Source organism: Terriglobia bacterium (assembly GCA_032252755.1).
Lineage (GTDB): Bacteria > Acidobacteriota > Terriglobia > Terriglobales > Acidobacteriaceae > JAVUPY01.
This window is the reverse complement of record JAVUPY010000042.1, coordinates 13,154-38,355: the sequence shown is the minus strand read 5'-3', so window position 1 is coordinate 38,355 and position 25,202 is coordinate 13,154. Positions and strand designations below refer to the sequence as shown.

The following is a 25,202-nucleotide window of genomic DNA, read 5'->3' as shown; positions in this document are numbered from 1 at the left end:
TCCTACAATTCGTCCATTGATGGTAGAGGACAGATTGGACGGCACGTTGAATCCGGCCGGAATCGCGACGCAGGCGCTCACGAGAGGTCTAGCGCACGAAGAGTTCGACGACCTGGTGCGCGAGCACCAGCAGAAGATCTTTCGTGTCGTCATGGCCCTGGTGCGTGATTCCGAGTTGGCTTCCAACATCACGCAGGACTGCTTCGTGCGCGCCTACGAAAAGCGTGCGAGCTTCCGCGGTGACGCGAGCGTCTCGACATGGCTGACCCGGATCGCCATTAACCTGGTTCGCGATCACGTGCGCAACCGGCGCCAAGCTTTCTGGAGACGGCTCTTCCAGCGGCCCGAAGAAGAGTCCGTGGAGAGCGCGGCGGAAACAGTTCGCGATTCCCGCTCGACGCCGGACCGTCAGTTCCTCGCGAAAGAAGAATTGGATGCCGTCTGGAGCGCCGTCGCCGAACTAGCTCCCCAGCAGCGCGAAGTTTTCGTACTGCGCTTCTCCGAGGAAATGAGCCTCGAAGAAATTGCGCAGGTGCTGGATATCAAGCTCGGAACCGTCAAAGTGCATTTGTCGCGCGCCGTAACCGCAGTCCGCATGCGCGTCCGGGGAACAAAGTGATGCGGGCGCTGAACGTGAAGGAGATCAGTACGGACATGCTGCACGACGATTCCGGTACCGCGAACTTCAATTGGATCAGCATCGGAATGGCGATCCTGCTGTTCCTGGTGATGACCAGGTTGGAAGGGCTGATCTATTGCTGTACAGGTGGCGGTTTCCTGCTGCCCTGAAGGAAATTGTTATGGATTTCGAGTTGGACAGACAAGACGAAGGCTGGGCAAAGGAGTTCCGGGAGGCCTGCCGCGCCGAGGCGGAACGCCCCACCGTTTTCTGGGCTGCGCAACGCGCGAATGTACGCGCCAAGGTTGCCGCCAGACATCGGTTCTCATCGCTTCGACTCGCGCTGGCCTCAACCGCCGCGCTTCTCATCGTCGCCGGCGCCATGCTCACATCGGGAAGCAGTCCGGTCGTGACCCCCGTGCCGCAGACCGCCCGGACGCACAACATTTCCGATCAACAGTTGCTAGCCGATATCGACGAAACGCTCGCCGATCCGACGCCCGACGCGCTCGCACCAATGGAACTGATTTCACAAGACATGGATAGGAGCCTTCAGGCTCAATCCAGTAAACAGACAAGGTAGGAACCACGATGAAGAAAACGTTGCTGCTCATTGCAGTGCTGACCTTAACCACGATGGCACTGGCCCAGGATCCCGGCCCCGGACCGATGCCCGGCCCCATGGCTCGCCATATGGGTCCCGGCCCAGACGGTATGGGTCCCATGCCGCCACTCCGCGGCTTTGGCGGAAGCTGGTGGAAGAACTCCGCAGTAGCCGAAAAGCTCAAGCTAACCGACCAACAAAAACAACAACTTGAGAAAACATTCCTCGATTATCGGTTGAAGCTGGTTGATCTCCGCGCAGACGTTCAGCGGGAGGAGTTGAAGCTACAGCCGCTGATGGATGCCGACCAGTTGAACGAGACCCAGATCAGCTCACAGCTAGACGCATTGTTGGCCGCCCGGATGAAGCTCGAGAAGACCAATGCCATGATGTATGTCTCGATGCGCAAGGTTCTCACCGCCGACCAGTGGAAAGAGTTGCGCAGCATGCGGGCGGAGCGTTTCCGGACAGCCAGAGAGAAGCGCGGTGAAATGGGGCATCGTCGCAGCGGTCGTCCAGCAACAGGCGACCAGCCAGCTCCGCCGCCAGCAGCACCGGGAGCGCCACCTGCGGCACCACCTTCACCACAAGAAGACTAGCTTCTGCACTGCCTCCCACAGCCCGCCAGCAATGGCGGGCACTTTTTGCGTGCTAAACTGAACTCGAGGATTCCCAATGAAATTTGGCGTGATTATTTTTCCCGGCTCGAACTGTGATCACGATGCCTACTGGGCCTTTTCCGAGGTTTTTGGCCAGCCGGCAACCATGCTCTGGCACGAGTCGCACGATCTAGAGAACGTCGACGTTGTCATCGTTCCCGGCGGCTTCGCCTATGGCGACTACCTGCGCACCGGCGCGATCGCGAAGTTTTCGCCCGTCATGGAAAGCGTCCGGAAGTTTGCCGCCGGCGGCGGCCTTGTTATGGGAATCTGCAACGGTTTTCAAATCCTCACCGAATCTGGCCTGCTTCCCGGAGCCCTGCTGCGCAATCGCGGGCTGAAATACATCTGCAAGCCCGTACAAATTCGCTGCGAAACCACCGACACGCCTTACACTCACCTCTGCGAAAAAGGCGAGGTCCTCACCGTTCCCATTGGCCACATGGAAGGTAACTATTTCTGCGACGAGTCTACACTCGATCAGCTTAGAAAACAGAACCGCATCGTCTTCCGCTACTCCGCTCCTGACGGCCAGATCACCGACGCAGCTAACCCGAACGGCTCACTCGACAACATAGCCGGCATCTGCAACGAAGGCCGCAACGTGCTCGGGATGATGCCCCACCCGGAACGAGCTTCTGAACCAGTAATGGGCATGACTGATGGCGTGAAGATCCTGGAATCAGTGGTAAAAGCGGGTGTCGCCAAGTGACGGCAAACCGCTAATGTAAAAGCGGCACAACTCTGCCCTGCAGACACTCTCTCCAGCTTATCCGTTTTCCGCCTTCCCTTTATTGTTTTGCCGTTTCTTCGGCCCACCCCTCCCCTGCCGCTCTCATCTCACTGCTCGATGTTCGATCCCTTACCGAAGAAGCCTGTATCACGGAGAATCCATTATGAAAACCAAGTTTCTGCCGCTCGGAGTAGCCGTTCTGATGATTGTGGGCCTGAGCGTTGCTTGCAGCAGTAACAACAAGAACGCCGGCGTTGACAAGGATCAGGTCAAGAACCAACTGCAGCAAGCAGGCCTGAACGACGTCAAGGTGGACGTGGACAATGACAAGAAAGTCGTGACCCTGCAGGGCGACGTGCAGAGCGACGACCAGAAGAACCAGGCCGAGCGGATCGCCCAGTCGGCAGCTCCGGCCTATGTTGTTTCCAACGAAATCGGCGTCCGCCCTGACAACGCGGAAAACCAGGCCGGCAAAGTCGACTCGAACCTCGACGACGGGATTAAGAGTAACTGGAAAGCCCTGGAAGCCAAGAATAACTGGGGCAACCAGCACATCAACGCCGACGTGAAGAACGGCGTGCTAACGCTGAAGGGTGACGTCGACACGATGGCCCAGCGAACCGAAATCGAGAAGGCCGCGGCGAAGATCCCGAACGTCACGCAGGTTGTAAACGAGCTCGACGTAAAGTCGGCAAAGCACAACAAGAAGAGCAACGCTCAGACGGCCAGCGAGTAAAGAGCAAAGCGGTCGGAAGACTCGAAAAACTGAACCCCACCTTTATATCCAGGTGGGGTTATTTGTTGTCGGCCCTTGTTCTTCCGTGTCGCTCTCCCGATCTTCGGATCAGTCTTCGTGAATCTCGCTCTCCTGCTCGGTGCGCAGGATCTTGTCAACTCGATAAGGAACTCCGGAGACCGGCTCGTGGAAATGCCGTACCTGGAGTTCGCCCAACAGTCCCAACGCGAGCAACTGCACGCCCGCAACAATCAGCACTGCGGCCGAGATCACGAGCGGCCCATGCTCATCGATCAGATGGATGTGTGTAAACAGCTTCAGGACGACCATCCATGCCGCAATTGCCGAGCCCGTCAGGATGCCGAGCATTCCCACGCTTCCAAAGAAGTGCAGCGGGCGTGTCAGGTACCGCAGCAGGAATCGGATCGTGATCAGGTCGAAGAACACGCGGAACGTCCGCGAAATCCCGTAATGGCTGGCACCGCGGTCGCGATTCACGTTCTTGATGGGCACTTCGCAGATGCTCGCGCCGTAGCCCGACGCCAGCGCCGGGATGAACCGATGCATCTCGCCGTAGAGCGGCACCTGCTCCAGCAGGTCGCGGCGATATGCTTTGTAGGTCGTTCCGAAGTCGTGGATATCTACGCCGCTCAGCTTGGCCATCAGCCAGTTGGCCACGCGTGATGGGAAGCGCCGCAGGATGAAATTGTCGACGCGATCTTTACGCCATCCGCTGACGATGTCATACCCTTCGTCAATCTTCTCCAGGAAGAGCGGTATATCGGCTGGATCGTGCTGCAGGTCGCCGTCCATGGCAATGACGAACTCGCCTTTAGCGTGGTCAAAACCTGCCGCCAGCGCCGAGGTCTGTCCGAAATTACGCCGCAACTTCACTACCACAACGCGACTATCGACACCGGCGATCTGCTGCAGCAGCGGATACGTCTGGTCGCTGCTGCCGTCGTCGACAAACACCAGTTCGAACGAGTCACCGTTCGCTTCCATGACGGCTTTGAGGCGGTCGTAAAGCTCGGTTACGCTCTCCTGCTCATTATGGAAGGGCACTACGATTGAAAACTTGGTCACGCTGGACATTATACCGTTCTGCCCATCCGTCTCGGACGTCCACAGGATGACCAATTAGTGACGGGGGCACTCCCAGCATCCCTGGTCCTCTCTGTCGCAATTAGATGTGGGTCCCTCATCTATCAATTGCACCGGCCCCAAATCTGGAGTAACGTCTCGCCTACTATGCACGCGCAAGCTGCGTCGTCTCCCACTGTTTGCCTGCTTTCTTCCGACCCGATCACGATTTCGGAATGCCAGGGCGTGCTCTACCTGGCTAATTACAGTCTGCGGGTCAAGCGCATGGACGCTGGCGCCGAATCTGGCGATCTGCCTTTGGCGGATATTTACGCTATAGAGGTACGACCGTCGGCGGAAGCGACCCAAGCCATCGTTGTTCGCATCCTTTCGCGCGATCCGCACGCCCGCGTGCTGATGATCGGCGACACCTTCGACGAAACCACAGCTTTTCCGCTGCTGACCATGGGCGTTAAAGGTATGCTGCGCCGCGGCGAAGTCCGCGCCGACCTCGCGCGCGCCCTCAGTGCCGTTCATCAGAATGGCTTCTGGGTCCCCCGGCAATTGCTGTCGAAATTCGTCGGAAGCGTGTTGTCATCAACGCGCCGCATGCTCTACGCGCTGGGTTCGGCCGAACTCACCGAATCGCAGGCGAAGCTGCTCAATTGCCTTATGTCTACTGAGTCCGACGCCGACATCGCGCAGACACTCGGAATTTCGGAGCCAGAACTGAAGTCGGAAATCTCCCAGTTGATGAAGAAATTCAACGTGAGGCGTCGCTGGGATCTTGTGCTATTGGCGCACCAGGCATCGTCGCCGCAAGGCCTGTCTCGAAGCGCATAGGCTTACATAATTGGCGAGCGACTCATGAAACGCAGCCCATATTCGTACTGCGCGCTCCCCTCACCTGAACGCCACACGACCCGCCCGGGAACGAAGATATTGGCTGTACCTGCCATGTACGCTACAGCAACCTGAACCACCTGCTCCGGTTCATATTTTTGCGAACTGCGGAAACGGATGCCATCGCGCGACATATCTACAATCGGGACTGAGTCTTCGTTGCCACCCTCCACAATGTATCCCCAGAGCTTCACCGAGACTCGCGAATAACGCCGCCGATTCTTCCCTTCTGTCTTCTGTCCCGCCGCATCCTTCGACTCCCCATTGGACGGGTTTGGCACGCGCTTCCAGACCGAAACTTCGCCACAACCATCGCAACGCCGGTGAACGCGCTCACTGGTCGTAAGCATCTCGTACTCAACCCCCGTCAGCGGCACTACACTTTGCGTCTTGCAGCCCTTGCAAACCAACACGCAGGTCAGAGCCAGCCGGGCGTCTTCGGGTAATTCTGGGAAATTGATTCCCCACAGCATTACCGGATTTCCCGGCACTCTTACCGCGTAGACGTTCCCAGACTTTGCTATTCCTGTCTGCCCAACCACCTGCCCCGAACACAGCTTCTCGTTCGATCGCCTGATCTCCAGCACATTGCCCGGCACCAACCGTCGTGTGGTCACGAGGGTGATTCCGTCGCGCATGATGAACTGCGTAAATGTCGATTCGGAGAAACGTCGGCCGCTCTCGTCGTACCCAACAATCTGCAGTGGATAGGCCATTCCCACGCGGTACAACAAACCATTCGGCGGGCTAGACTGTTTCGCCGATATGTCGTTTTCCTTTGTATGATTTGTCGACCTCTGCCCCACAGGCGTAGAGACGAGCGAATCGCCCACCAGGGACGGAATTGGTTTGCCCGCAGCCATTAGAGACATTTTGGCCTGTTTTGGAGATGTCACAAGAGTACTGGGGTAACCGCGGAAGTAACTGAGTCTCAAAGACCAACCGCTCAACTGAATGTTCAAAAATTCCCGCGGACGCCACTTAAGCGCCGCATCGAAGCGAAGCTGCAGCTCATCACATCGAAAGACGCCCAGGCGTGTTATTTACGAAGATGAGCCGCACCTGGTTTCCGGCCCCAGTTCTACGTTTCGGAGAAACACATGTTCGAAGGTCTGTTCCAACCGATGCACCTGCTGGTCATCATGATCATCGCGCTGTTCATCTTTGGCCCCAAGAAACTGCCCGAACTGGGCAAGGGGCTCGGTGAAGGCATCCGCTCCTTCCGCGAAGGAATGAACAGCGACACGAAACCCGACCAGAAATAATTCCACCCTGTTCCGGATTTCAAGCTTCCTGTCTTCATGTCACGGTTGGCCCGGAGTCGCTGAATCGGATCGAAGAAACGATCCCGCATGCGTCGGACGCCAACCGCGCCGCGAACAGCGAGACATGTTCTAGACAGGTCGCTTCCCTTCCGCTGCACATTCCTCACGGCATCTTCCTCCAGCCACTCCCCCGAACCGCACGATTTATACTGATGGGTTGGTCTATATGTCATGAAAGGTTCTGAGCAATGAAGATTGTTCTCTCCAGTACTGCGCCTTCTGCGATTGAAACCGATTGCCTTGTTCTTCCCGTGCTCGACAAAGGCGACAAAGACCCTGTTGCCGAAATCCAATCGTCTGACGCTGCCGTGCGCAAAGCGGCCGACGAGTTGATCGCGTCGAAGGAAGTCACCGGAAAGCTGTTCGAAACCGTGCTGCTGCACAAGCCACAAGGACTGAAGGCCCAGCGCGTGCTTTTCGTCGGCGGTGGCAAGACGAAGAATTATTCCTCCTACGAGGTTCGCAAGCTGGCCGGAGCCGCAGTGCGCTTCCTGAAGGGCAAGAACATCCGGTCATTCGTTTTCGTTGCGCCGGAGACTTGGGCTGGCAAAGCTGAGCCAAATACTTTCGCTGCCCTGACGATCGAGCGCGCAGGTCTGGATGAAGCAGTAAAGGCTATCGCCGAAGGTGCCGTTGCCGCCGACTTCGATCCCGACTACTACAAAAAAGACCGCAAGGACCAGAAGATGGAAACGCTGACCGTATTGGTCCCATCTTCTGCGGACTCGAAGGCGCAGCAGCGGTCAGTCGAAGTCGGCCAGATCGTCGCCGAATGCCAAAACTTCACACGCGACCTGGTGAACGAGCCCGGCAATCGCATGACCCCGACCATGCTCGCCGACCGCGCAAAGAAGATGTGCGATGAAGTCTGCCTGAACTGCGAAATTTACGGCGCCGACAAGCTCAAGGAGTTGAAGATGGGCGCCTTCTGGTCGGTGGCCCAGGGCTCGGACGAAGAGCCGCGCCTGATCATCATGAAATACGATCCTGCTGGCGCACCCTCTGATCGCGTGCTCGGCCTGGTCGGTAAGGGCATCACCTTCGATACCGGCGGAATCTCCATCAAGCCCGCGGAAAACATGGAGAAGATGAAGTACGACATGGCTGGCGGTGCCGCCATGATCGGCACCATGCGGGCCATCGCGCTACTGAAGCCAAAGGTAAAGGTGATCGGGATCGTCTGCGCTACCGAGAACATGCCGAGCGGAAAGGCGCAGAAGCCCGGCGACGTGCAGATCGCGATGAATGGTAAATCCATAGAGGTCATCAACACCGACGCCGAAGGCCGCCTGGTGCTCGCCGACGGCCTGCATTACGCGAAGCAGTTAGGCGCAACGCACCTCGTCGACGCCGCGACACTGACCGGAGCAGTTGTGGTCGCGCTGGGCTCGGTTGCGGCTGGCGTCTTCTGCAATGACGAAACCTATTACCAGGAATTCGCGGGAGCGCTCAAGAAGTCTGGCGAAAAGATGTGGCGGTTGCCCGTCGATTCCGACTACACCGAGCTCATCAAGTCCGAAATCGCCGACGTGAAGAACACCGGCGGACGCTGGGGCGGCGCGATCACCGCAGCGATGTTTCTGAAGGAATTTGTCGAGGACACACCATGGATTCACCTCGACATAGCCGGCACGGCATGGATCGAGAACAAGCAGCCTTGGATCGCCGTGGGACCGAGCGGCCTGCCGGTGCGGACCTTAGTTGAGTTCGCTATGAACTTTGGTCAGGGGCTCACAAGCGCGACAGGAGAGCCTGAGCGGAAGTCGCACTAAGTCAATCGCCGGAACCGACGAGGCGCAGAAGCGGGCGGATCTAGGTACAGGGCTCTAGTCGAGCAAATCTGGAGGGGATGATCGTTTATCAGTAATTTTTCAGCGTTCATCAGTACGCAAATGAATTGGCAGCCCGTGGTGATGTCTGTCACTGTAATTGCGAAAAGTCGCTGGTAGTCTGCGTCCGATTTGTTCTCGAGAGCTGTGGAACAGATTGCCCGGCTATCTCGGGGGAGGAAGCTGGGCAAGGGCGAGGCGCAATGCGCTTCGCCCTTTAGCTTTTATATTCCCGGAACGCTGCCCCTCTCGGTGCCCTACATCTGCAAGCTTTTCGCAGATGTGGGTCCTAGTTCTGACCAGCGACGGCTTCTACATCACTGGTGGCGCTTCCACTCCCATCACGGCGAGCACGCGAATGAGTTCCCGTCGAACAACCGTTGCCGTTGCCATGAGGAAGTGCTTCCGGGCATCGTCGGGCTCGTGAAGGATGTGGTGCCGATGGTAGAAATTGTTGAACTGCTGCGCCATCTGGAACGCGTGCTTCGCGAGATAGGCAGGTTCGGCCTGTGCGATGCACTGGTCGATGACGTACGACGTCTGCGACGCCAGCAACCATAGCTGCCAGATCTCCGTGCCAGTCTCGTCCTCAAAGAAGCGCTTGAAATCGGCGCCCTTCGACAGAACTTCTTCCGGCGTAGTGTTTCCTTTCCGAAAGATGTTGCTGGCGCGAACAATTGCGTACTGCGCATAAGGACCGGTTTCGCCTTCAAACGCAAGCGCGTCCTTCAGATCGAAGGCGATGACGGTGGGTCGTGTGAACTTAAGCATGAAATAGCGCAGGGCGCCCATCGCAATCTGCTTGGCGATATTGCGGCGCTCAGCTTCTTCAAGTTCAGGATGCCGCGAATCGACCTCGGCAAGCGCCTTCTCGATCAGCTTGTCCATCAGGTCGTCGGCCTTCACGCCGAACCCCTTGCGTCCGCTGACCTCGATGTAAGACTTGCCCTGATCTTCGGCACTGACCTCGTAGCCAAGTTCCATCGCGCAACGTGGCGTAAGCGCGACCATCTCGTAGGAGAAGTGCGTGTAGTGCGCGGCCTGGTCTTCGTACCCGAGCAGGCGAATGGCCTCTTTCACCGTCTCCTGCGGGTCTGCCTGGCGGGTGTCGATCACGTTGTAAATTTCGGCGACGCCGCCGAAGTGCGGATGATCGGTCTCGCCGCGATCGGGGTCGACGGAAATCCACGCCTGCTTGTGGTTCGGATATTCGAAGAACCGCTTGTACCCAAAATCCATTCCAAGCACGCCGAACTTCCACATGTGATACGCGATGTCTTTGCCGACATAGCCGACGGTGCCGTTGGAGCGCACGATGACCTTGGCTTCTTCGTCGGGACCTTCGGTTGACTTCTCCCGGCCGGCGCGTGTCATCACCCAGCAACCCTTGTTCTTCCCTTCAGTCTCGAAGTACAGGACGCCTTTGCCTTTGAGCTGCTCGAACGCTTTCGCCCAGAAGTGCAAGTGAAGGATCTCGCTTTCGCGCGGCAGGAAGTCGTACTCGATCTTGAGCCGGTCCATCGTCTCGAGATGGCGGCGCAGAACGGCGGTCGAGATCAGTTCGGCGATCTCGGCGTATTCGTTGCCGCCCTTCTCGATGGCGTGAAGGGCTTCGCCGCGAGTGCGTTCGTTGGCTTCTTCCTGCTTGTACCACTGCGAGACGCGAGCGTAGAGGTCCCAACAGTAGAAATCAAATTTGGGATCGGAAGCAATGAGCGCGGCGATCTCCGCTTTCGACTTCTTCTCGATGTGAATGAATCCCACGACGACGTCGGCGACCTGGACGCCAGTGTTGTCGATGTAGTTCTGGACATCGACCTCGCGCCCGGCGGCGCGCAGCAGAAGGACGAATGTGTCGCCGAGAATGGAGTTGCGCAGGTGGCCGATGTGCGCGGCCTTGTTCGGATTGATCGAGGTGTGCTCGACCAGGATTTTGCCGGGATGCTCGAACGGAACCGGATGCTCGCGGCCGGTGACAAGTTCTGCGGCCAGTGCGGCACGGTCCACCTTGGCATTAATGTATCCGGCACCGGCGACCTCGAACGGTTGGAAGCCTTCGAGCGCCGGGATGGAGGCGACGATCTCGTCGGCGATTTTTCGCGGAGCCTTTCGGAGTTTTTTCGCCAACTCGAAGGAAAACGGCAGGGCGTATTCACCCATTTCGACCTTGGGTGGCTGTTCGACCACGATATTTGCGAGTTCGACCTGGTATTTTTCGCGGAGGAAGGCGCGGATATGGCTGATTAGGCGACGCTGAAGAAGACGATACACGCTGGCTTGTTCTCTATGGGAATCTTCGTAAGAGGCTGTAAAAACAAGCGATTATAACAAATGCGTCAGATTGACCCTGACGGCGCGACCACCTATGATGAAAGTTTCGGCGGTAGCGCGCGTCTCGATCAGTGAGTCCAGGTTCTCCCATGCGCATTGCTTACCTTAATTGTTTCAGTGGGATCAGCGGCGACATGTTTGCCGGCGCGTTGGTGGACGCCGGAGTGTCGCCGGGTTTGCTGCGCCAGGCGGTTCAAGCACTGAACGTGGGAGCCGAATTGGAGATCACGCGAACCCTGCGCAACGGGATCGCCGCAACGAAGGTCGATGTCATCGTGAACGGCGAGAAGGATTTGCCGCGCGAAGAGTTCTGGGAAAAACAGCACGGACATTCGCACGAGCACGTGCATCATCACACGGATAACGAATCACATGGTCACGCGCACTCGCATGATCAGACTCATCCGCACCGCCATGAGCACCGATCGTTGAAAGAGATCAGGCAGATCATCTCGGCGGCACCGATTGCGGAGAGCGCGAAGACGCTTGCGGTCAAGATGTTTGAAACCCTCGGCGTGGCTGAAGCAAAAGTCCACGACAAAGATCTCGCGAGCATTCACTTTCACGAAGTCGGTTCCGTCGATGCGATCGTCGACATCGTTTGCGCGGCGGTAGGGGCGGAGTCGCTCGGCGTCGACGAGTGGCGATGCTCCGCTCTGAACGTCGGAGGCGGCGTGGTGCACTGCGGGCACGGCACGCTGCCCGTGCCTGCGCCCGCCGTGGTGGAGATGTTGCGCGACGTTCCGGTGTACTCGTCGGGCGTGCAGAAAGAACTCGTTACCCCAACGGGCGCGGCGATTGTGCAAACCCTGGTGAAAAGCTTCGGCGACTTCCCTGCCATGAAGATCCAGGCGTCGGGCTTGGGTGCGGGCGCACGCGATCTGCCGGGACAGCCTAACGTGCTGAGGCTGACGATTGGCGAAGCGGTCGCACGATCGGTGGAGAGTTCTGAGAGCGAGCACTCCGTCACAGTTCTCGAAGCGACAATCGACGACATGACGCCGCAGGTCTTCGGATATGTATTAGAAAAGCTGCTACAGAACGGTGCGCTCGACGCATTCGGCCTGCCGGTACAGATGAAGAAGAACCGTCCGGGAATGCTGTTGACCGTTCTTGCACGCAACGAAGACGCCCAGCATCTCGCCGATCTGATCTTCGCGGAGACAACCACCATTGGCCTTCGCACGAGACGCGAGCAACGGATCACGTTGCCTCGCGAGTGGGTTCCGGTGGAAACGCGCTGGGGAACGGTGCGCATCAAACTGGCGCAGTTGCACGGCGAGGAGACGAACGCCGCACCCGAATTTGAAGATTGCCGGAGGCTCGCGGAAGAGCATCGCGTCCCATTGAAACTGGTAATGCAGGATGCGATGCGGGCTTATCTGGAGCAGAAGGAAGCGGCCGGCATGAACGAATCAGGCACCCGGTAGCTGGTAACCGGTAGCCTGAAGTTTTTGGATTCAACCATGACAGAAAAAAGCGGGAACAAGTTTTACATCACTACCCCGATCTACTACGTAAACGCGCGACCCCACATCGGCCACACATACACAACGATTGTTTGCGATGCGCTGGCGCGGCGGCATCGCCTGTTGGGCGATGACACCTTCTTCCTCACCGGGACCGACGAGCACGGGCAGAAGATCGAGCGCTCGGCCAATGCCGCCGGAAAATCGCCGCAGCAGTTTACCGACGAAGTGACGGCCGAATTCAAGTCGCTGTGGGACCGCATGGGTCTCACCTACGACAAGTTCATTCGCACCACCAGCGCCGAACACAAGCGCGGCGTCCAGAAAATGTTCACCGTGCTGCAGGAGCGCGGATACATTTACAAGGGCTCTTACAGCGGCCAGTACTGCGTTTACGACGAACTCTATGTCGAAGGCGGCCCGGGCACGGTTTGCCCCGATTGCGGACGCGTGACCGAAACCGTGCAGGAGGAAAATTATTTCTTCAAACTCTCGGCCATGGAAGAGCCGCTGCTGCAGTACTACACCGAGCATCCGGACTTCATTCGTCCGGAGACCCGTCGCAACGAAGTGATCTCGTTCGTGCGCGGCGGCCTCCGCGATCTCTCCATCTCGCGCACCACATTCAAGTGGGGCATTCCGGTTCCCAACGATCCCGGGCACGTCATTTACGTATGGCTCGACGCGCTCTGCAATTACATTACGGCGCTGGGCTACGGCTCTGACGACACTTCCCTGTTCGATCGCTACTGGCCTGCCGACGTGCACATGATCGGCAAGGAGATCGTGCGCTTCCATTGCGTTTACTGGCCGGCATTTCTGCTGGCCGCAGGGCTACCGCTACCTAAGTCGATTGTTGCGCATGGCTGGCTGCTCTTTGAAGAAAGCAAGATGTCGAAATCGCGAGGCAACATCGTGCGCAGCCAGACCATTCTCGACACGCTCGGCGCCGACGCGCTGCGGTATTTCCTGATGCGCGAAATCGTCTTCGGGTCGGACGGGTCGTTCTCGTTCGACGCCCTCGTGCAGCGCTTCAACAGCGATCTGGCGAACGGACTTGGCAATCTTGCCAGCCGCACGCTCTCGATGATCACGCGATACTTCAAGAGCGAAGTTCCGTATCCGTCAGCGGCGGCTTCGCGAACGAAGGCGGACGAAGCGATTGCGATGCTTGCGGGAGAGACGATCGCGGAATTCCATCGTCAGTGGGAGGACTTCCAGTTCTCGCGTGCCCTGGAGACCGCGTGGGGACTGGTGAGCGCCGTCGACAAATACATTGTCGAGACGCAGCCATGGGCGGTCGCGGAGAAAAGCGACGACGAGAGCCGCTCTCGGCTGGGAACAATTTTGTATACCGCCGCCGAAGCGCTACGGATTGTAACCGCGCTCGCGCACCCGGTCATTCCGGACTCGACGGCGAAGATCTGGGCGCAGTTGGGCCTCGGCGATATTAAAAAGGCCAAGCTCGACAAAATCGCCTGGGGACAGTTGCACGTCGGCACCAGGTTGGGAAAGGTCGAGCCTGTTTTCCCGCGCGCCGACAAGAGCACCATTGAAAGGATGCAACAGATGGAAATGGAACGTAGCGCCGCGACCGTCGCGGCGTCCGACGACAAGAAACAGCCTGCCGGAACCGGCGCCGAAGCCGGCCAGGCAGCGACACAGGCCGCGGTTGGAGCATCGGCACAGAACGCTCCCGCGGCTCCGGCCACAGCGCCTGCTCCCGCGCCAGCCATGCCGGCATCTCCTGCCGACGTCAAGCCAATGATCACCATCGACGACTTCGCGAAGATCGAATTGCGCGTCGCCCAGGTGAAGTTCGCCGAAAAGGTGAAGGGTGCCGATAAATTGCTCCGCCTTGAGATCGATCTCGGATACGAGCAACGCCAGATTGTCGCCGGCATCGCGAAAGCTTACGATCCCGAGAAATTGATCGGGCGCAAGATCGTCATAGTCGCCAACCTCCAGCCGCGCAAGCTGCGCGGGCTCGAATCGAATGGCATGTTGCTCGCGGCCAGCGTCGGTGAAGAGGGCCAACCGGTGCTCGCCGGATTCCTCGAAGACGTTCCGGTCGGAGCGAAATTGAAATAGTCGAGCCACCGTGCCAACACGCCGTCGTGCCATTTACTTCAGGTTCATGGCGACGATGGCACGATAACCCGATCTCACGATGTATATCGATTCTCACGCACATATCGAAGGAAAGCAGTTCGAGCAGGATCGCCCAGCGATGCTCGAGCGCGCGCGTGCAGCCGGACTATCGGCGTTGCTCGCAATCGGCAACGGCGAAGGGCCGGGAACCGGCACGCTCGATTGCGCGGTGAAGTTCGCCGACGAGTTCGATTGGATTTACGCGACGACCGGGATTCATCCGCACGAGGCGAGGTTGGCGACACAGGCGGATTATGACGAGATGGAGCGCTTGGTCCGGCATCCGAAGCTGCTGGCGTGGGGCGAGATTGGGCTCGATTACTGGTACGAGCACTCGCCGCGAGAGGTCCAGCAGAAGGTCTTCGTCGAGCAGATGGAGATGGCCCGTGCGGCGAAGAAGCCCATCATCATTCATTGCCGTCCGTCCCAGAACGGGCAGGACGCGTGGGACGATTGCCTTCGACTGCTGCGCGAGCACTGGCAATCTTCGGGGTTGCGCGGCGTAATGCACTGCTTTACTGGCGAACTGGAGCATGCGCGGGCGTCGCTTGACCTGGGCTTCAATCTCTCGTTCGCGGGAAACCTGACCTATCCCAAGGCGCAGAACATTCGCGATGCTGCGAAAATGGTTCTTCCGGATCGCTATTTTGTTGAGACCGATTGTCCTTACCTGGCGCCAATTCCCTACCGGGGCAAGCGGAATGAGCCTGCGTTCGTGGTGGAGACGGCGAAGGCGCTTGGGGAGCTGCGCGGGATGGCACGGGATGAAGTGGGGGCGCAGACGGCGGAGAACTTTTGCCTGTTCTTCGGACTACCGGCGGGTGGAAGCAAAGCATAACCCTCGCTGCGCTCTTGATGAAAAGATGCAGCGGGTGAGATCAGTCATTCTGAAATTTCGAAAGTTTCAGCCGAGTGCCGGGATTACTAAGATTTCCGCCCCTCTGGTACATTGGTTACAGACCTTATGGCCGAAAACTCCTTTGACATTGTGAGCAAAGTTGACCTTCAGGAGGTCTCCAACGCCATTCAGCAGGCGCTCAAGGAGATTCACCAGCGCTACGACCTGAAGGATTCGAAGTCGAACATCGAACTCGAAGGCAAGGACGCGATCATTCTCACCTCCGCCGACGATTACAAACTCAAGGCCGTAACCGACGTCCTGCAGACGAAGCTCGTCAAGCGCGGTGTTCCGCTCAAGGCGCTCGACTACGGCAAGATCGAACCCGCGGCAGGAAGCACAGTTCGGCAGCGCGTGGCCATGCAGCAAGGCATCCCGACCGAAAAGGCGCGCGAGATCGTCAAGGTCGTTAAAGACACGAAGAAGAAGGTACAGGCGTCGATCCAGGGCGACACCGTGCGCGTGAGCGGCAAGGATCGCGACACGCTGCAGGAGATCATCGCCGTACTCCGACAGAAGGATTTCGGCATCGACATGCAGTTCACGAACTATCGCTCGAATTGAGCGCGGAAAGGTTCCGGAGTGAACGGGCAGGCCCTCAGCAACGCGAAGGAAGTATTCGAACTGCTGCGCGACGATCTTGAGGCGATCGAGCGCGAGTTCGGGCGGGATACCGTCTCGAACGTCGTCGCGATCACCGAGATCGGCGAATACCTCCGTGGCGGTGGCGGTAAACGAATCCGTCCCGTCCTGCTCCTCCTCTCTTCCAAGCTGACCGGTTATACCGGGCGGCGCGCCACCCAACTTGGCGCCGTAGTTGAAATCATCCACACCGCAACGCTGGTTCACGACGACATCATCGACGAAGCCCAGACGCGCCGCGGGCGCCCGGCCGCCAACACGCAATGGGGAAACTCCAAGTGCGTGCTCGCCGGCGACTGGCTCTACATGCAGGCATTCAAAATCGCCGTTCAGGAGCGCAATTTCCGCGTCCTCGATGTGCTCATCGACCTTACCCAACAAATGGTCGAGGGCGAGTTGCTGCAGATCGAAAAGCTCGGCAAGGCAATCTCGCAGCAGGAACACCTCGACCTGATCTTTCGGAAGACCGCGTGCCTTTTTTCAACCTGCATGCAGTTGGGCGGGATTCTTGGGGGGACAACGGAAGAACAACTCACGCGCCTCGGCAGTTACGGTCGCAACGTCGGCATGGCTTTCCAAATTGTCGATGACGTTCTCGACCTGACCGCTTCGGAAGAAGTGTTGGGCAAGCCAGTAGCCAGCGATCTTCGCGAAGGCAAGGCGACGCTCGCGGTGATTCATGCTTACGAGCACGGGTCTCCGGAAGAGCGCCGCAAAGTCCAGAAGGTGCTCGACGATCGCGCACTGAACGGGATCAGCCACGCAGACATCATCTCCATTTTGAACCGGCATGGATCGCTGGAATTCGCCAACTGCATGGCAGCGCGATACGCCGAAGCGGCGCGACACGATCTGCGAGACTTCCCCGAAAACGAATTCAAGCGGGCGCTGCTGTGGATTCCCGACTTCGTCGTCGCGCGAGAGAAGTAAGACTCCCGAATCCTTCCAGGAAAGCAGATTCTCGGCGGGGCTGCGCCGTAATTACATATCTCGAACCTGAAGATTAGTCCTGCAGCAGGGTCACTTCGGCCGTATCGATATTCTGCAGTGTGGGTACAAGCCGGGGACGCTGGACTCTCTGGACAGCGAAGTTAGCCGAAAGACTGTTTTCCCGATTCGCTTCTACGTGCCACTGAACGCTCCGCGTCAGAACCGGCAGGAACTCGGCAGCCAATAACCCAAAATCAATTGGGATACCGCCGGAATGCTCCCACTGCATTCGCAGCGTACCGATTCGCTCCAACCGGGTAGTCAATGGGAACTCCAACGCCACTCCTCTTCGCGGCATAACGACGCGCTCAAGATGGTCGAGTTCAGGGACGGCGAGAGAGACCTCCGCAAAGCCGAAACCCGTAAACAGTTCTGAAATTACCCGTCGCAGTTCTCCCATCGACTCCGGCGGATTCTTCTCAAGCGCAGCTGCTATTTCCCGTAACTCCACGTGCGCTTCGGCCGTGTAGCGATGTTCGAGAATCTTGCAAATGACTCGTGCGAAGAGCGGGAATTCGTCATAACGAAATGCTCGAATCACGTGTCCACCCGTGATGAGTGCGAGTACAACCGCGACTGGCGACCACAAAGGCCCCATGACGACGAGCATCGCCAGGCAGGAGAACGCAAATGCAATCGCCACCAGCGCCGAGGCGCTCTGGCCGTGAGAGAGATCCCGGTCCAGTAATCGATGATGCATGTGGCGGCGATCAGGCCTAAAGACAGGATTCGCCGTCAAAACGCGGCGAGTGCTTGAAATGAAGACCTCGGCCAGCGGATGGGCCAGGGCCAGCAGGCAGACGATCCAGCCGAGCCAGGAAGCTTGCAGCAGGCGAATAGAAATCGCACTGATGAGAATTCCGAGGGTGAGACTGCCGGAATCGCCGAGAAAGATTGTGGCGGGCGGAAGATTGAAGCGAAGGAACCCAAGTACCGCACCAGCCAGCGCGGCGGCCACGATCGCGGTGTCGTGCTCTCCAAACCGCAGCGCCGCCACCAGCATTGCCACAATGGTACAGGTCGCGGAACCCGATGCCAGGCCGTCGAGGCCGTCTACCAGGTTGATCGCGTTCGTGACCGTGACAGTCCAGACGAGAGTTGCGAAGAAGGATAAGATCAAACCTGCATCGCCAGCACCGAAGGGAATGCGGATACCGAGTGCGAACAAAATTACCGCGCCGATCACCTGGCTCAGAAGTTTCCAGGATGCGCGCACGCCGCGCAAATCATCAACCAGGCCGACCCCAAACATCCATGCGGCGGGAATGAGCGCGATGTTGTAGAACTTCGAACTCCACCCGGAGCGGATGAGAATACCCGCAGTCACAGCAACGCTGACGAAAATAGCCACGCCACCCAGCCGAGGAAGAGGGATTTGGTGAACGTGCCGTTCCGATTCCGGCCCCGCCATCCAACCCCGAGATCGCGCCAACCGCCTGACAACCCACGTCAGGGCCAGCGAGATGGCCAGCGCCGCACTGGCCACGCTGGCAAAAACCCAAAACACCGACTCGCTCCTCCTCCGCACCGAAACGCAAGTGCGGCCCAAGGTGCGATGTTTTCACCTCATGCGCGATGGCACAATGATCGGAGTCAACCTGAAAGGCCTTGTTTCCCAAATTGGGAAACAGTTCCATTTTGGGAATGGACGACGGATTTTACTTGACTACACGACGGAAAATTTCTCTCTCTCCAGCCTCTCCCGAAAATACGGAAGCGACAGCTTCAGTCCCGTCTCGAGATCAATCGTCGGACTCCATCCCAGCAAAGCTTTCGCTTTCGAGATATCCGGACGTCTCTGGACGGGATCGTCCTCCGGCAGCGGTTCGAAACGTACTTTGCTCGTCGAACCTGTTACCCGCAGCACGACTTCGGCGCATTCCAGCATGGTGAACTCGCCCGGGTTTCCGATGTTGACCGGCAGGTGCTCGCACGAGCGCGCCAGGCGCAGGATACCTTCGATTTCGTCGGAGACGTAGCAGAAGCTGCGTGTCTGCCTGCCGTCGCCGTAGACAGTCAGGTCGTCGCCGCGCAGCGCCTGTTTCATGAAGTTCGAAATCACTCGGCCGTCGTTCAATTGCAGGCGCGGGCCGTAGGTGTTGAAGATGCGGACGATTCGCGTATCCACCTTGTGATAACGGTGATAGGCCATGGTTACGGCCTCGGCGAATCTTTTCGACTCGTCGTACACCGACCGCGGGCCGATTGGATTGACGTTGCCCCAGTAGCTTTCAGGCTGCGGATGCACCGTGGGATTGCCGTAACACTCCGAAGTCGACGAGAGAAGAAACCTGGCGTTGTATTTCCGCGTGAGATCCAGCGAGTTGAATGTGCCGGCGGCCCCCACAGCGAGCGTCTCAAGCCCGTGGCGCATGTAATCGACCGGACTGGCCAGCGAGGCGAAGTGAAAAACGTAATCAATTTTTCCAAAGTCGAAGGGCTTGCAGATATCGTGCTGTTCGAGAGTGAATCGCGGTTCGTTGGCGAGGTGCTCAAGGTTGTACACGCGCCCGGTCAGAAGGTTGTCGACAGCAATGACGGAGGCCCCATCCGCGAGGAGGGCATCGCAAAGATGGGAGCCTAAAAATCCAGCACCACCGGTTACCAGTGCTCGCATGAAGACCTCAGAAAATAGTCAGCCAACTACTCTGATGCGGGTATCGGGGGCAAGGGTGTTTGGAATGCGCGCGGCAGTGCTCACCGGAGAACAGCGGAAATGGTCGTCGGGGGCGGGGTTAACCAGTGGTAGACTTCGGCATCCCGAAGGCGGATGCCACGTTCATCTTTAGCAGAAAGCACGGGGCTGCCCTCGATCGGCCACCCGATCGCAAGATCCGGGTCGTTCCACAGGATGGTGCGCTCGTGGGGAGCGGCGTAGTAGTCAGTTGCCTTGTACTGGACCTCCGCGGAGTCCGACAACGCGAGGAATCCGTGTGCGAATCCGGGGGGGATCCAGATCATCTGGGCCTGTTCGCTCGCCAGCCGAACCCCGTTCCAGCTGCCGAACGATGGGGACACGCGTCGGAGATCGACTGCGACATCGAAGATTTCGCCCTGCAGCACGCGAACCAGTTTTCCCTGGGGTTGGCGGATCTGGTAATGCAAACCGCGCAGAACATTGCCTCGCGAACGGGATTGATTATCCTGCACGAAACGAACATTCGGAACAAGCCTGTCGAACTTTGCCTGGTTGTAACTCTCGAAGAAATAGCCTCGGTCATCGCGGAAGACCTCCAGTTGCAGCAGGAGCACTCCCGACGGAAATTCTTCGACAATTTGCATTGGTCCTGATCACCAATGTTATCCGGGCCGAACCGGGGGAGGCGAGACATAAAAATCGGACGTAAACGGTATTCCCAAAATGGGAATTCGCACCTGACAGGCAGTCGGCTCGCGGCAAACGTAGGTCCCGAGACTTGATGCCTCTATCTCTTCAATAACTTCGCCCGTTAGTGTGCGTATTCCACTTCAACTCAGCAGCGTTTCCGTTCGTTTTGGTTATGCTAGACTCTCGTCAGTAATCGGAAAGTTAACGCTGGTTTGCACCGAGCGGAGAATGAAGTTGGCGCAATTTCGGATCGGTCTTCTCCTTCTGCCGATAGTGCTCGGCGTGTTTGCGCTCGCACAAGAACCAGCGACTGCTGACGCAACCTCCACCACGTCCTCGGCCACGACACAAACGCCCGGTACCGCCGGCACATCAGGCACTATTCCCGGACCGATCATGGGTCCACTCTCCCCAGGCGACCTGATCGATTACTCGGTCTATGGCGTGCAGGAGATGACACAGCGGACCCGAATCGACGGTTCGGGGAACGTTTATCTGCCGCTGCTGGGCAACGTTCCGCTTGCCGGGCTCACAACCGAGCAGGCGCAGAAGAAGCTCGAAGACCTCCTCGTCTCCGGAGGATTTCTCCGCAATCCCCACGTAACCGTTTCTGTAGCCGAATATGCGAATGGCATCTCCCTGCTGGGGGAAGTTGTGCGGCCCGGAATTTATCCGGTGGCGGGCCCGCGTCGGCTCTATGATGTGCTCGCGGCAGCCGGCGGTTTGACTCCCAACGCCGGCAACAAGATCACGATCGCGCCGAAGGATTCGTCGAGGGCCTCTGAGGTCGTCCGAATCACAAGGGATCCGTCGAAATCGGCCAGGGAAAACGTCCTGGTTAACCCCGGCGACACCGTGATCATTTCGAAGGCCGACGTCGTGTACGTCGTAGGAGAGGTCGTAAACCCGAGCGGATTCATGCTCGACGGCGCAGAACCATTAACCGTTCTGCAAGTGATCGCCATGGCCCACGGCACAAGTCACGATGCCAAACTTGACAAGACGCGCATTATCCGCAAAACCGATAAAGGACGTGTCGAGATTCCGGTTGCGCTGTCAAAAATCATGAGCGCCAAGGCGAAGGATATTCCGCTGCAGGCCGATGACATCGTCTTCGTCCCCTCGAGCACTGCCAAATCAGCTGCGCGGCGCACTATCGACACTGCCATCTCGTTGGCAACGGGGGTGACATTGATTCACGCGTCGCGCCCATAAGACGTGTCCTGCCGGACAGCAATTTTAATTTCAGCAGTCTTCTGCAGCCGGCACTACACACGCCCGCGTTTGCTCAGCCTCGCGAGTCCCCACTTCAAAGTCAGGTAAACGGCACCCAGCGCCACGAGCCCCAGCACAATTGCCCACCCGATGTTGCTCATACAGCCCCCGTTCCAGAAATCTCGATTGTGGCCCCAAGGTGTCGGGGATTCTGTCACACCGTTCTGCTGCCGGATGTGATCCGAATCACGCCGCAAACCAAGGTCACGTCACGAAATCGTGATACTGGAATCGAGCATTACGCACAAACGGCGTGCCTGAGTGTTATCGTATTCCCCTGCAACTCTCGCCAGTGCAAGTGTGGGGAAAACAATTGAAGTCATGGCCAACGTGTGTGCCATTCGGTACCGGCGGGTGGAGTCGTTTCGGCAGATCAACTCTCCAGGAGTCGTGATGACATTTACCAAGGCTATCGCCACAGCAAAACGAGTTCGAATTCTCATGGCAGCAGCAATCTTGTTCACGCCACTACTCGTAATGGCGCAAGCGGCTTCGGTTCCCGGCAATCTTACCGATGACCTGCGCGAGTTCGTCCAGATCCCGGCTGTTCCCGGATACGAGCAGCAACTGGCTGGCGCAATCGCGACAAAGCTGAAGGCGTTTTCCCCACACACGGATATGGCGAGCAATGTCATCGTTACGGTCGGCAAGGGTTCTCCGCGACGGCTGATCGTTACCGCGATCGATGAGCCCGGCTTCGTAGCCAGCGGTATTACTCCGGAAGGTTACGTGACCGTGCAGCGCTTGCCGCAAGCGGGAAATCTGCCGCTATTCAACGAACTCTACTCGGCGCAGCCCGTCATGATTGGCACGAATCAGCACTCGTGGCTGAATGGAGTGGTAGCGGGACTTTCGATTCACCTGATGCCGCAGCGCCAGCACCCTCCTTCGGCCGCTGACCTCGACAACATGTACATCGATCTCGGGGCGAATAATGAAGCGGAAGTCCGCGCCAGCGGTGCAGATGTTCTGAGCCCGATTGCCATCGACCGCCAGTTCTACGAAATGGCCGATGGAGAGTGGACGGCCCCCGCCATCGGAGATCGTTTCGGAGCGGCTGCCCTGGTCGACGTTCTGCGAAGCCTCGATCGCTCAAAACTTCAGGGGACGACGACGTTTGCATTTGTCACCCAGCAGTGGCTCGGCGCGCGAGGTCTCCAGCGCGAGCTTTATGAGCTTCATCCCGACGAAGTCATATACGTGGGCCGTTGCATGCGTGCGCCCGCCTTCGGGCCACAAAGTGAAAACGCGCCATCCTTTCAGCATCACCCCGGAGACGGAGTGCTGGTCGCAAGTGACAAGCCCGAGAATGCCGGCGCATTCGGGGAGGAATTGGAAAAGCTTGGAAGCGAGCACAACCTCAAGGTCACTACGGATTTCTCCGCTCCGCTGCTCCCGCGCGGCGGCTACATCCTGCAACCGAAGCTGCCGGAGCGAACGGTGCATCTCGCCGTTGCAACGGACTGGCCCTCGACGCCCGCCGAAGTGCTGCAATCCGGCGATGTCGCTTCCCTTGCCTCGCTCCTTGAGGTGTACCTCGGCTCGACCCCTGCCCCTCATCTCAAAGCGGCCACCACACTTCCGGAACCGCCTGCCCCTCAGAAGCCGCGGACAGCTCCGTCGACCGACGAAGTTTTGCACCGGCTGATCGAGACCTATGCCGCGAGCGAGCACGAGGGGAACATGCGCTCCACGGTGGAAGCCTTGTTACCGCCGTGGGCGAAGCCCGTGATGGACGATGGCGGAAACCTCGTTCTGCACCTTGGATCGTCCTCGCCGAAACCTTCCGGGAGGATCGCGATTGTCGCGCACATGGACGAGATCGGCTACGAGGTGAAATCCGTACTGCCCGATGGCCGCCTCGAACTGAAGGACGAGGGCGGTGGCATCTGGAGTTACTTCCTCGGACACCCCGCGCTCGTTCACTCCTCCAACGGAATGCATCCCGGCGTGCTGGAATTGCCGGAGGGCTGGGATAAGCCGGGGTTCCAGTTCCCGCGCGGGCGTGGCTTCACCGTCCGGATGGATGTCGGCGCGAAGAACCCGGACGAAGTGGCTAAGCTCGGCATCAAGCCCGGAGATTTCATCACCGTCCCGAAGAAGTACCGCAAGTTGCTCGCGAGAAAAGCCAGTGGACGAGCCATGGATGATCGCGTGGGCTGCACGGCGCTGATCAACGCCGTGTGGGCTCTCGGGGCCACCGCACCACCAAACTTAGGCAATCGCGACATTACTTTCATCTGGTCCACGCGCGAGGAACTTGGCCTCTTCGGCGCCGCGGCCGCTGCTAAAGACTTCGCGGCAAAGAACGAGACCCCGACGTACGTGTTCGCCGTAGATACGTTCGTTAGCGCCGATTCGCCGTTGGAGTCGAAGCGATTTGCCGATGCCCGCGTCGGACGAGGCTTCGTCGTTCGAGCTGTCGATAACTCGAACATTGTGCCTCGCAACCTCGCCGAGAAGGTCGTCTCGATTGCCCGCGCAAACAACATACCTGCGCAATATGGCGTTACCGGCGGCGGAAATGACGGTGCGGCATTTCTGATGTACGGCAGTACCGACGTCGCGCTCGGATGGCCATTGCGTTACGCTCACTCCCCAGGCGAAGTCGTCGATGTTCGAGATGTGGAGGCTCTCGGCAGGATCATTGCCGCAGTGGCGAGAAGTTGGTAGGGGAACAGAGCGCCGCTGGGCGGCTTCGATGCGGCCGTACGTCGGGGTGCGTGCTGGGCGCTACGGGAACCCAGAAAGGGCGCGCCCAGCAAAACTACTCCACGCCCGACGGTCAGACCGTTGTACGACGTCCCGTGATGATCTGGATGGCCAGAACAGCCAGGGCCGCCACGAGGAGAATCCAGACGAAAGAGCCAATCGTGTAAACGCCGACCAGGCCCAGAAGCCACGCAATCAGCAGAATTACGAAGATGGTCCAAAGCATATTGTCACCTCCGAACTAGTAAGATGCGACCTGTTGGTGGCTTGCCTTGTATGCTACTGCTCACGCTGAATTTCAAGGACTTAGCGGAGTACAACGTCAGGTTTGACTCGGAATATATGGCACCTCGGTGCCAAAGGCTCCACTACCCGTTTACTATCGCATTGCCCGATCCGATCGTGACTGGGATCTGTTCAAGCCCACTAGGCACCGGTTGAAAATTTCCCGGAGCAGACCCAGTCGGAAGTTCCGTCGTCATTGAACGTCCCCGAGCAGGTGCCCGAACCCTTATTACTTTTGTGTTTCCCGGTGCCGCCTGTCATCTTCCACTTTTCCGCTGCTGTCTTTTTCGCGAGACTCCCCGTTGCTTTGTACGTGTAGTAAATTTTCTCCCCGTCGGCCATGGTTACGATCATGCGGCCATGAGTCTGAAAGGAGCCGTTCCACATTTCTTGAATTTCAGTGAATACCCCCGTTTTTTCGCCAGTCTTGCCGGAAACCACGTTGCAGTTGCCTTGGGCAACGCCGTAGCTGTGACCAGGCGTATCACCGATCTCATATTGCTGGTCGACAGGTTTCGCGCAGTGCCACTTCGTTTCGAGACTGCTTTGGGCGACCGCCAAGGAAGCGAAGACCAGCACGAATGATGCAACAGCTGTCAGGTTGCGCACGCTCACTCTCCGTTATGTTGT

Annotated in this window: 24 protein-coding genes; 16 read left to right on the top strand and 8 right to left on the bottom strand. The window is 58.3% G+C overall.

All coding sequences use genetic code 11. The features are described from left to right. Positions 1–34 precede the first annotated feature (34 nt). The 6 genes from ROO76_09665 (at position 35) to ROO76_09640 (ending at position 3,351) form a co-directional block, all read left to right on the top strand. Entirely contained in the window at positions 35–619 is a 585-nt protein-coding gene (locus tag ROO76_09665) for a sigma-70 family RNA polymerase sigma factor (protein ID MDT8068417.1), read from the top strand. Then, positions 619–789, top strand: coding sequence for a hypothetical protein (locus ROO76_09660; GenBank protein ID MDT8068416.1), 171 nt, complete (start codon positions 619–621; stop codon positions 787–789). The genes ROO76_09665 and ROO76_09660 overlap by 1 nt, the downstream gene beginning before the upstream one ends. Before the next feature lie 11 nt (positions 790–800). Further along, positions 801–1,202: a hypothetical protein gene (locus tag ROO76_09655; GenBank protein MDT8068415.1), complete on the top strand. Its 402-nt coding sequence runs from the start codon at positions 801–803 to the stop codon at positions 1,200–1,202. Positions 1,203–1,210: 8 nt separating this feature from the next. After that, complete coding sequence (locus ROO76_09650; protein ID MDT8068414.1) at positions 1,211–1,822, top strand: periplasmic heavy metal sensor; 612 nt, start codon at positions 1,211–1,213, stop codon at positions 1,820–1,822. Between the two features lie 76 nt (positions 1,823–1,898). Beyond that, complete coding sequence (gene purQ / locus ROO76_09645) at positions 1,899–2,594, top strand: phosphoribosylformylglycinamidine synthase subunit PurQ (protein ID MDT8068413.1); 696 nt, start codon at positions 1,899–1,901, stop codon at positions 2,592–2,594. 184 nt (positions 2,595–2,778) lie between these two features. Then, positions 2,779–3,351 carry a BON domain-containing protein gene (locus ROO76_09640; protein MDT8068412.1) on the top strand — a complete coding sequence of 191 codons (573 nt, stop codon included), beginning with the start codon at positions 2,779–2,781 and terminating at the stop codon, positions 3,349–3,351. A 108-nt stretch (positions 3,352–3,459) separates the two neighbouring features. On the opposite strand, the gene ROO76_09635 is transcribed toward ROO76_09640, so the two are convergent. After that, the gene (locus tag ROO76_09635; protein ID MDT8068411.1) at positions 3,460–4,437 is read right to left on the bottom strand and encodes a glycosyltransferase family 2 protein; all 978 of its coding nucleotides are present in this window, start codon (positions 4,435–4,437) and stop codon (positions 3,460–3,462) included. A gap of 165 nt (positions 4,438–4,602) precedes the next feature. Between ROO76_09635 and ROO76_09630 the strand changes: the two genes are divergently transcribed. Continuing rightward, a complete protein-coding gene (locus tag ROO76_09630; GenBank protein ID MDT8068410.1) occupies positions 4,603–5,277 on the top strand; it encodes a LuxR C-terminal-related transcriptional regulator in 675 nt (224 codons plus the stop codon). A 2-nt stretch (positions 5,278–5,279) separates the two neighbouring features. Here ROO76_09630 and ROO76_09625 read toward each other — a convergent pair whose 3' ends face one another. Continuing rightward, positions 5,280–6,053 (bottom strand): PilZ domain-containing protein, encoded by a 774-nt coding sequence (locus ROO76_09625; GenBank protein ID MDT8068409.1) that lies wholly within the window; start codon positions 6,051–6,053, stop codon positions 5,280–5,282. 384 nt (positions 6,054–6,437) lie between these two features. Here ROO76_09625 and tatA point away from each other — a divergent pair, with 384 nt between their 5' ends. After that, on the top strand, positions 6,438–6,602 hold the full coding sequence (tatA, locus tag ROO76_09620; protein MDT8068408.1) for a twin-arginine translocase TatA/TatE family subunit: 165 nt from the start codon (positions 6,438–6,440) through the stop codon (positions 6,600–6,602). Positions 6,603–6,850: 248 nt separating this feature from the next. After that, positions 6,851–8,434, top strand: a complete 1,584-nt coding sequence (locus ROO76_09615; protein ID MDT8068407.1) for a leucyl aminopeptidase — start codon at positions 6,851–6,853, stop codon at positions 8,432–8,434. Positions 8,435–8,803: 369 nt separating this feature from the next. Here ROO76_09615 and argS read toward each other — a convergent pair whose 3' ends face one another. Beyond that, the gene (gene argS, locus ROO76_09610) at positions 8,804–10,762 is read right to left on the bottom strand and encodes an arginine--tRNA ligase (GenBank protein ID MDT8068406.1); all 1,959 of its coding nucleotides are present in this window, start codon (positions 10,760–10,762) and stop codon (positions 8,804–8,806) included. Positions 10,763–10,911: 149 nt separating this feature from the next. Here argS and larC point away from each other — a divergent pair, with 149 nt between their 5' ends. The 5 genes from larC (at position 10,912) to ROO76_09585 (ending at position 16,912) form a co-directional block, all read left to right on the top strand. Beyond that, positions 10,912–12,252: a nickel pincer cofactor biosynthesis protein LarC gene (gene larC, locus ROO76_09605; GenBank protein MDT8068405.1), complete on the top strand. Its 1,341-nt coding sequence runs from the start codon at positions 10,912–10,914 to the stop codon at positions 12,250–12,252. Between the two features lie 36 nt (positions 12,253–12,288). Further along, the gene (metG, locus tag ROO76_09600) at positions 12,289–14,382 is read left to right on the top strand and encodes a methionine--tRNA ligase (protein ID MDT8068404.1); all 2,094 of its coding nucleotides are present in this window, start codon (positions 12,289–12,291) and stop codon (positions 14,380–14,382) included. Between the two features lie 79 nt (positions 14,383–14,461). Beyond that, positions 14,462–15,280, top strand: a complete 819-nt coding sequence (locus ROO76_09595; protein MDT8068403.1) for a TatD family hydrolase — start codon at positions 14,462–14,464, stop codon at positions 15,278–15,280. Between the two features lie 126 nt (positions 15,281–15,406). Beyond that, positions 15,407–15,904 carry a YajQ family cyclic di-GMP-binding protein gene (locus ROO76_09590; GenBank protein MDT8068402.1) on the top strand — a complete coding sequence of 166 codons (498 nt, stop codon included), beginning with the start codon at positions 15,407–15,409 and terminating at the stop codon, positions 15,902–15,904. Positions 15,905–15,922: 18 nt separating this feature from the next. Next, positions 15,923–16,912: a polyprenyl synthetase family protein gene (locus tag ROO76_09585; GenBank protein MDT8068401.1), complete on the top strand. Its 990-nt coding sequence runs from the start codon at positions 15,923–15,925 to the stop codon at positions 16,910–16,912. A gap of 73 nt (positions 16,913–16,985) precedes the next feature. Here ROO76_09585 and ROO76_09580 read toward each other — a convergent pair whose 3' ends face one another. The 3 genes from ROO76_09580 to rfbC all read right to left on the bottom strand — a co-directional run bounded on the left by ROO76_09580 (position 16,986) and on the right by rfbC (position 20,254). Next, positions 16,986–18,479, bottom strand: a complete 1,494-nt coding sequence (locus ROO76_09580) for an MraY family glycosyltransferase (GenBank protein MDT8068400.1) — start codon at positions 18,477–18,479, stop codon at positions 16,986–16,988. Positions 18,480–18,638: 159 nt separating this feature from the next. Then, positions 18,639–19,589 (bottom strand): UDP-glucuronic acid decarboxylase family protein, encoded by a 951-nt coding sequence (locus ROO76_09575; protein ID MDT8068399.1) that lies wholly within the window; start codon positions 19,587–19,589, stop codon positions 18,639–18,641. A gap of 80 nt (positions 19,590–19,669) precedes the next feature. Next, positions 19,670–20,254 carry a dTDP-4-dehydrorhamnose 3,5-epimerase gene (rfbC, locus tag ROO76_09570; protein ID MDT8068398.1) on the bottom strand — a complete coding sequence of 195 codons (585 nt, stop codon included), beginning with the start codon at positions 20,252–20,254 and terminating at the stop codon, positions 19,670–19,672. 274 nt (positions 20,255–20,528) lie between these two features. Here rfbC and ROO76_09565 point away from each other — a divergent pair, with 274 nt between their 5' ends. Together ROO76_09565 and ROO76_09560 are read left to right on the top strand one after the other, a co-directional pair. Continuing rightward, positions 20,529–21,515, top strand: coding sequence for a polysaccharide biosynthesis/export family protein (locus ROO76_09565; GenBank protein ID MDT8068397.1), 987 nt, complete (start codon positions 20,529–20,531; stop codon positions 21,513–21,515). Positions 21,516–21,896: 381 nt separating this feature from the next. Continuing rightward, on the top strand, positions 21,897–24,248 hold the full coding sequence (locus ROO76_09560) for a M28 family peptidase (GenBank protein MDT8068396.1): 2,352 nt from the start codon (positions 21,897–21,899) through the stop codon (positions 24,246–24,248). Between the two features lie 112 nt (positions 24,249–24,360). Here ROO76_09560 and ROO76_09555 read toward each other — a convergent pair whose 3' ends face one another. Further along, a complete protein-coding gene (locus ROO76_09555) occupies positions 24,361–24,513 on the bottom strand; it encodes a lmo0937 family membrane protein (GenBank protein MDT8068395.1) in 153 nt (50 codons plus the stop codon). Between the two features lie 200 nt (positions 24,514–24,713). After that, the gene (locus tag ROO76_09550) at positions 24,714–25,187 is read right to left on the bottom strand and encodes a hypothetical protein (GenBank protein MDT8068394.1); all 474 of its coding nucleotides are present in this window, start codon (positions 25,185–25,187) and stop codon (positions 24,714–24,716) included. Positions 25,188–25,202: the final 15 nt, after the last annotated feature.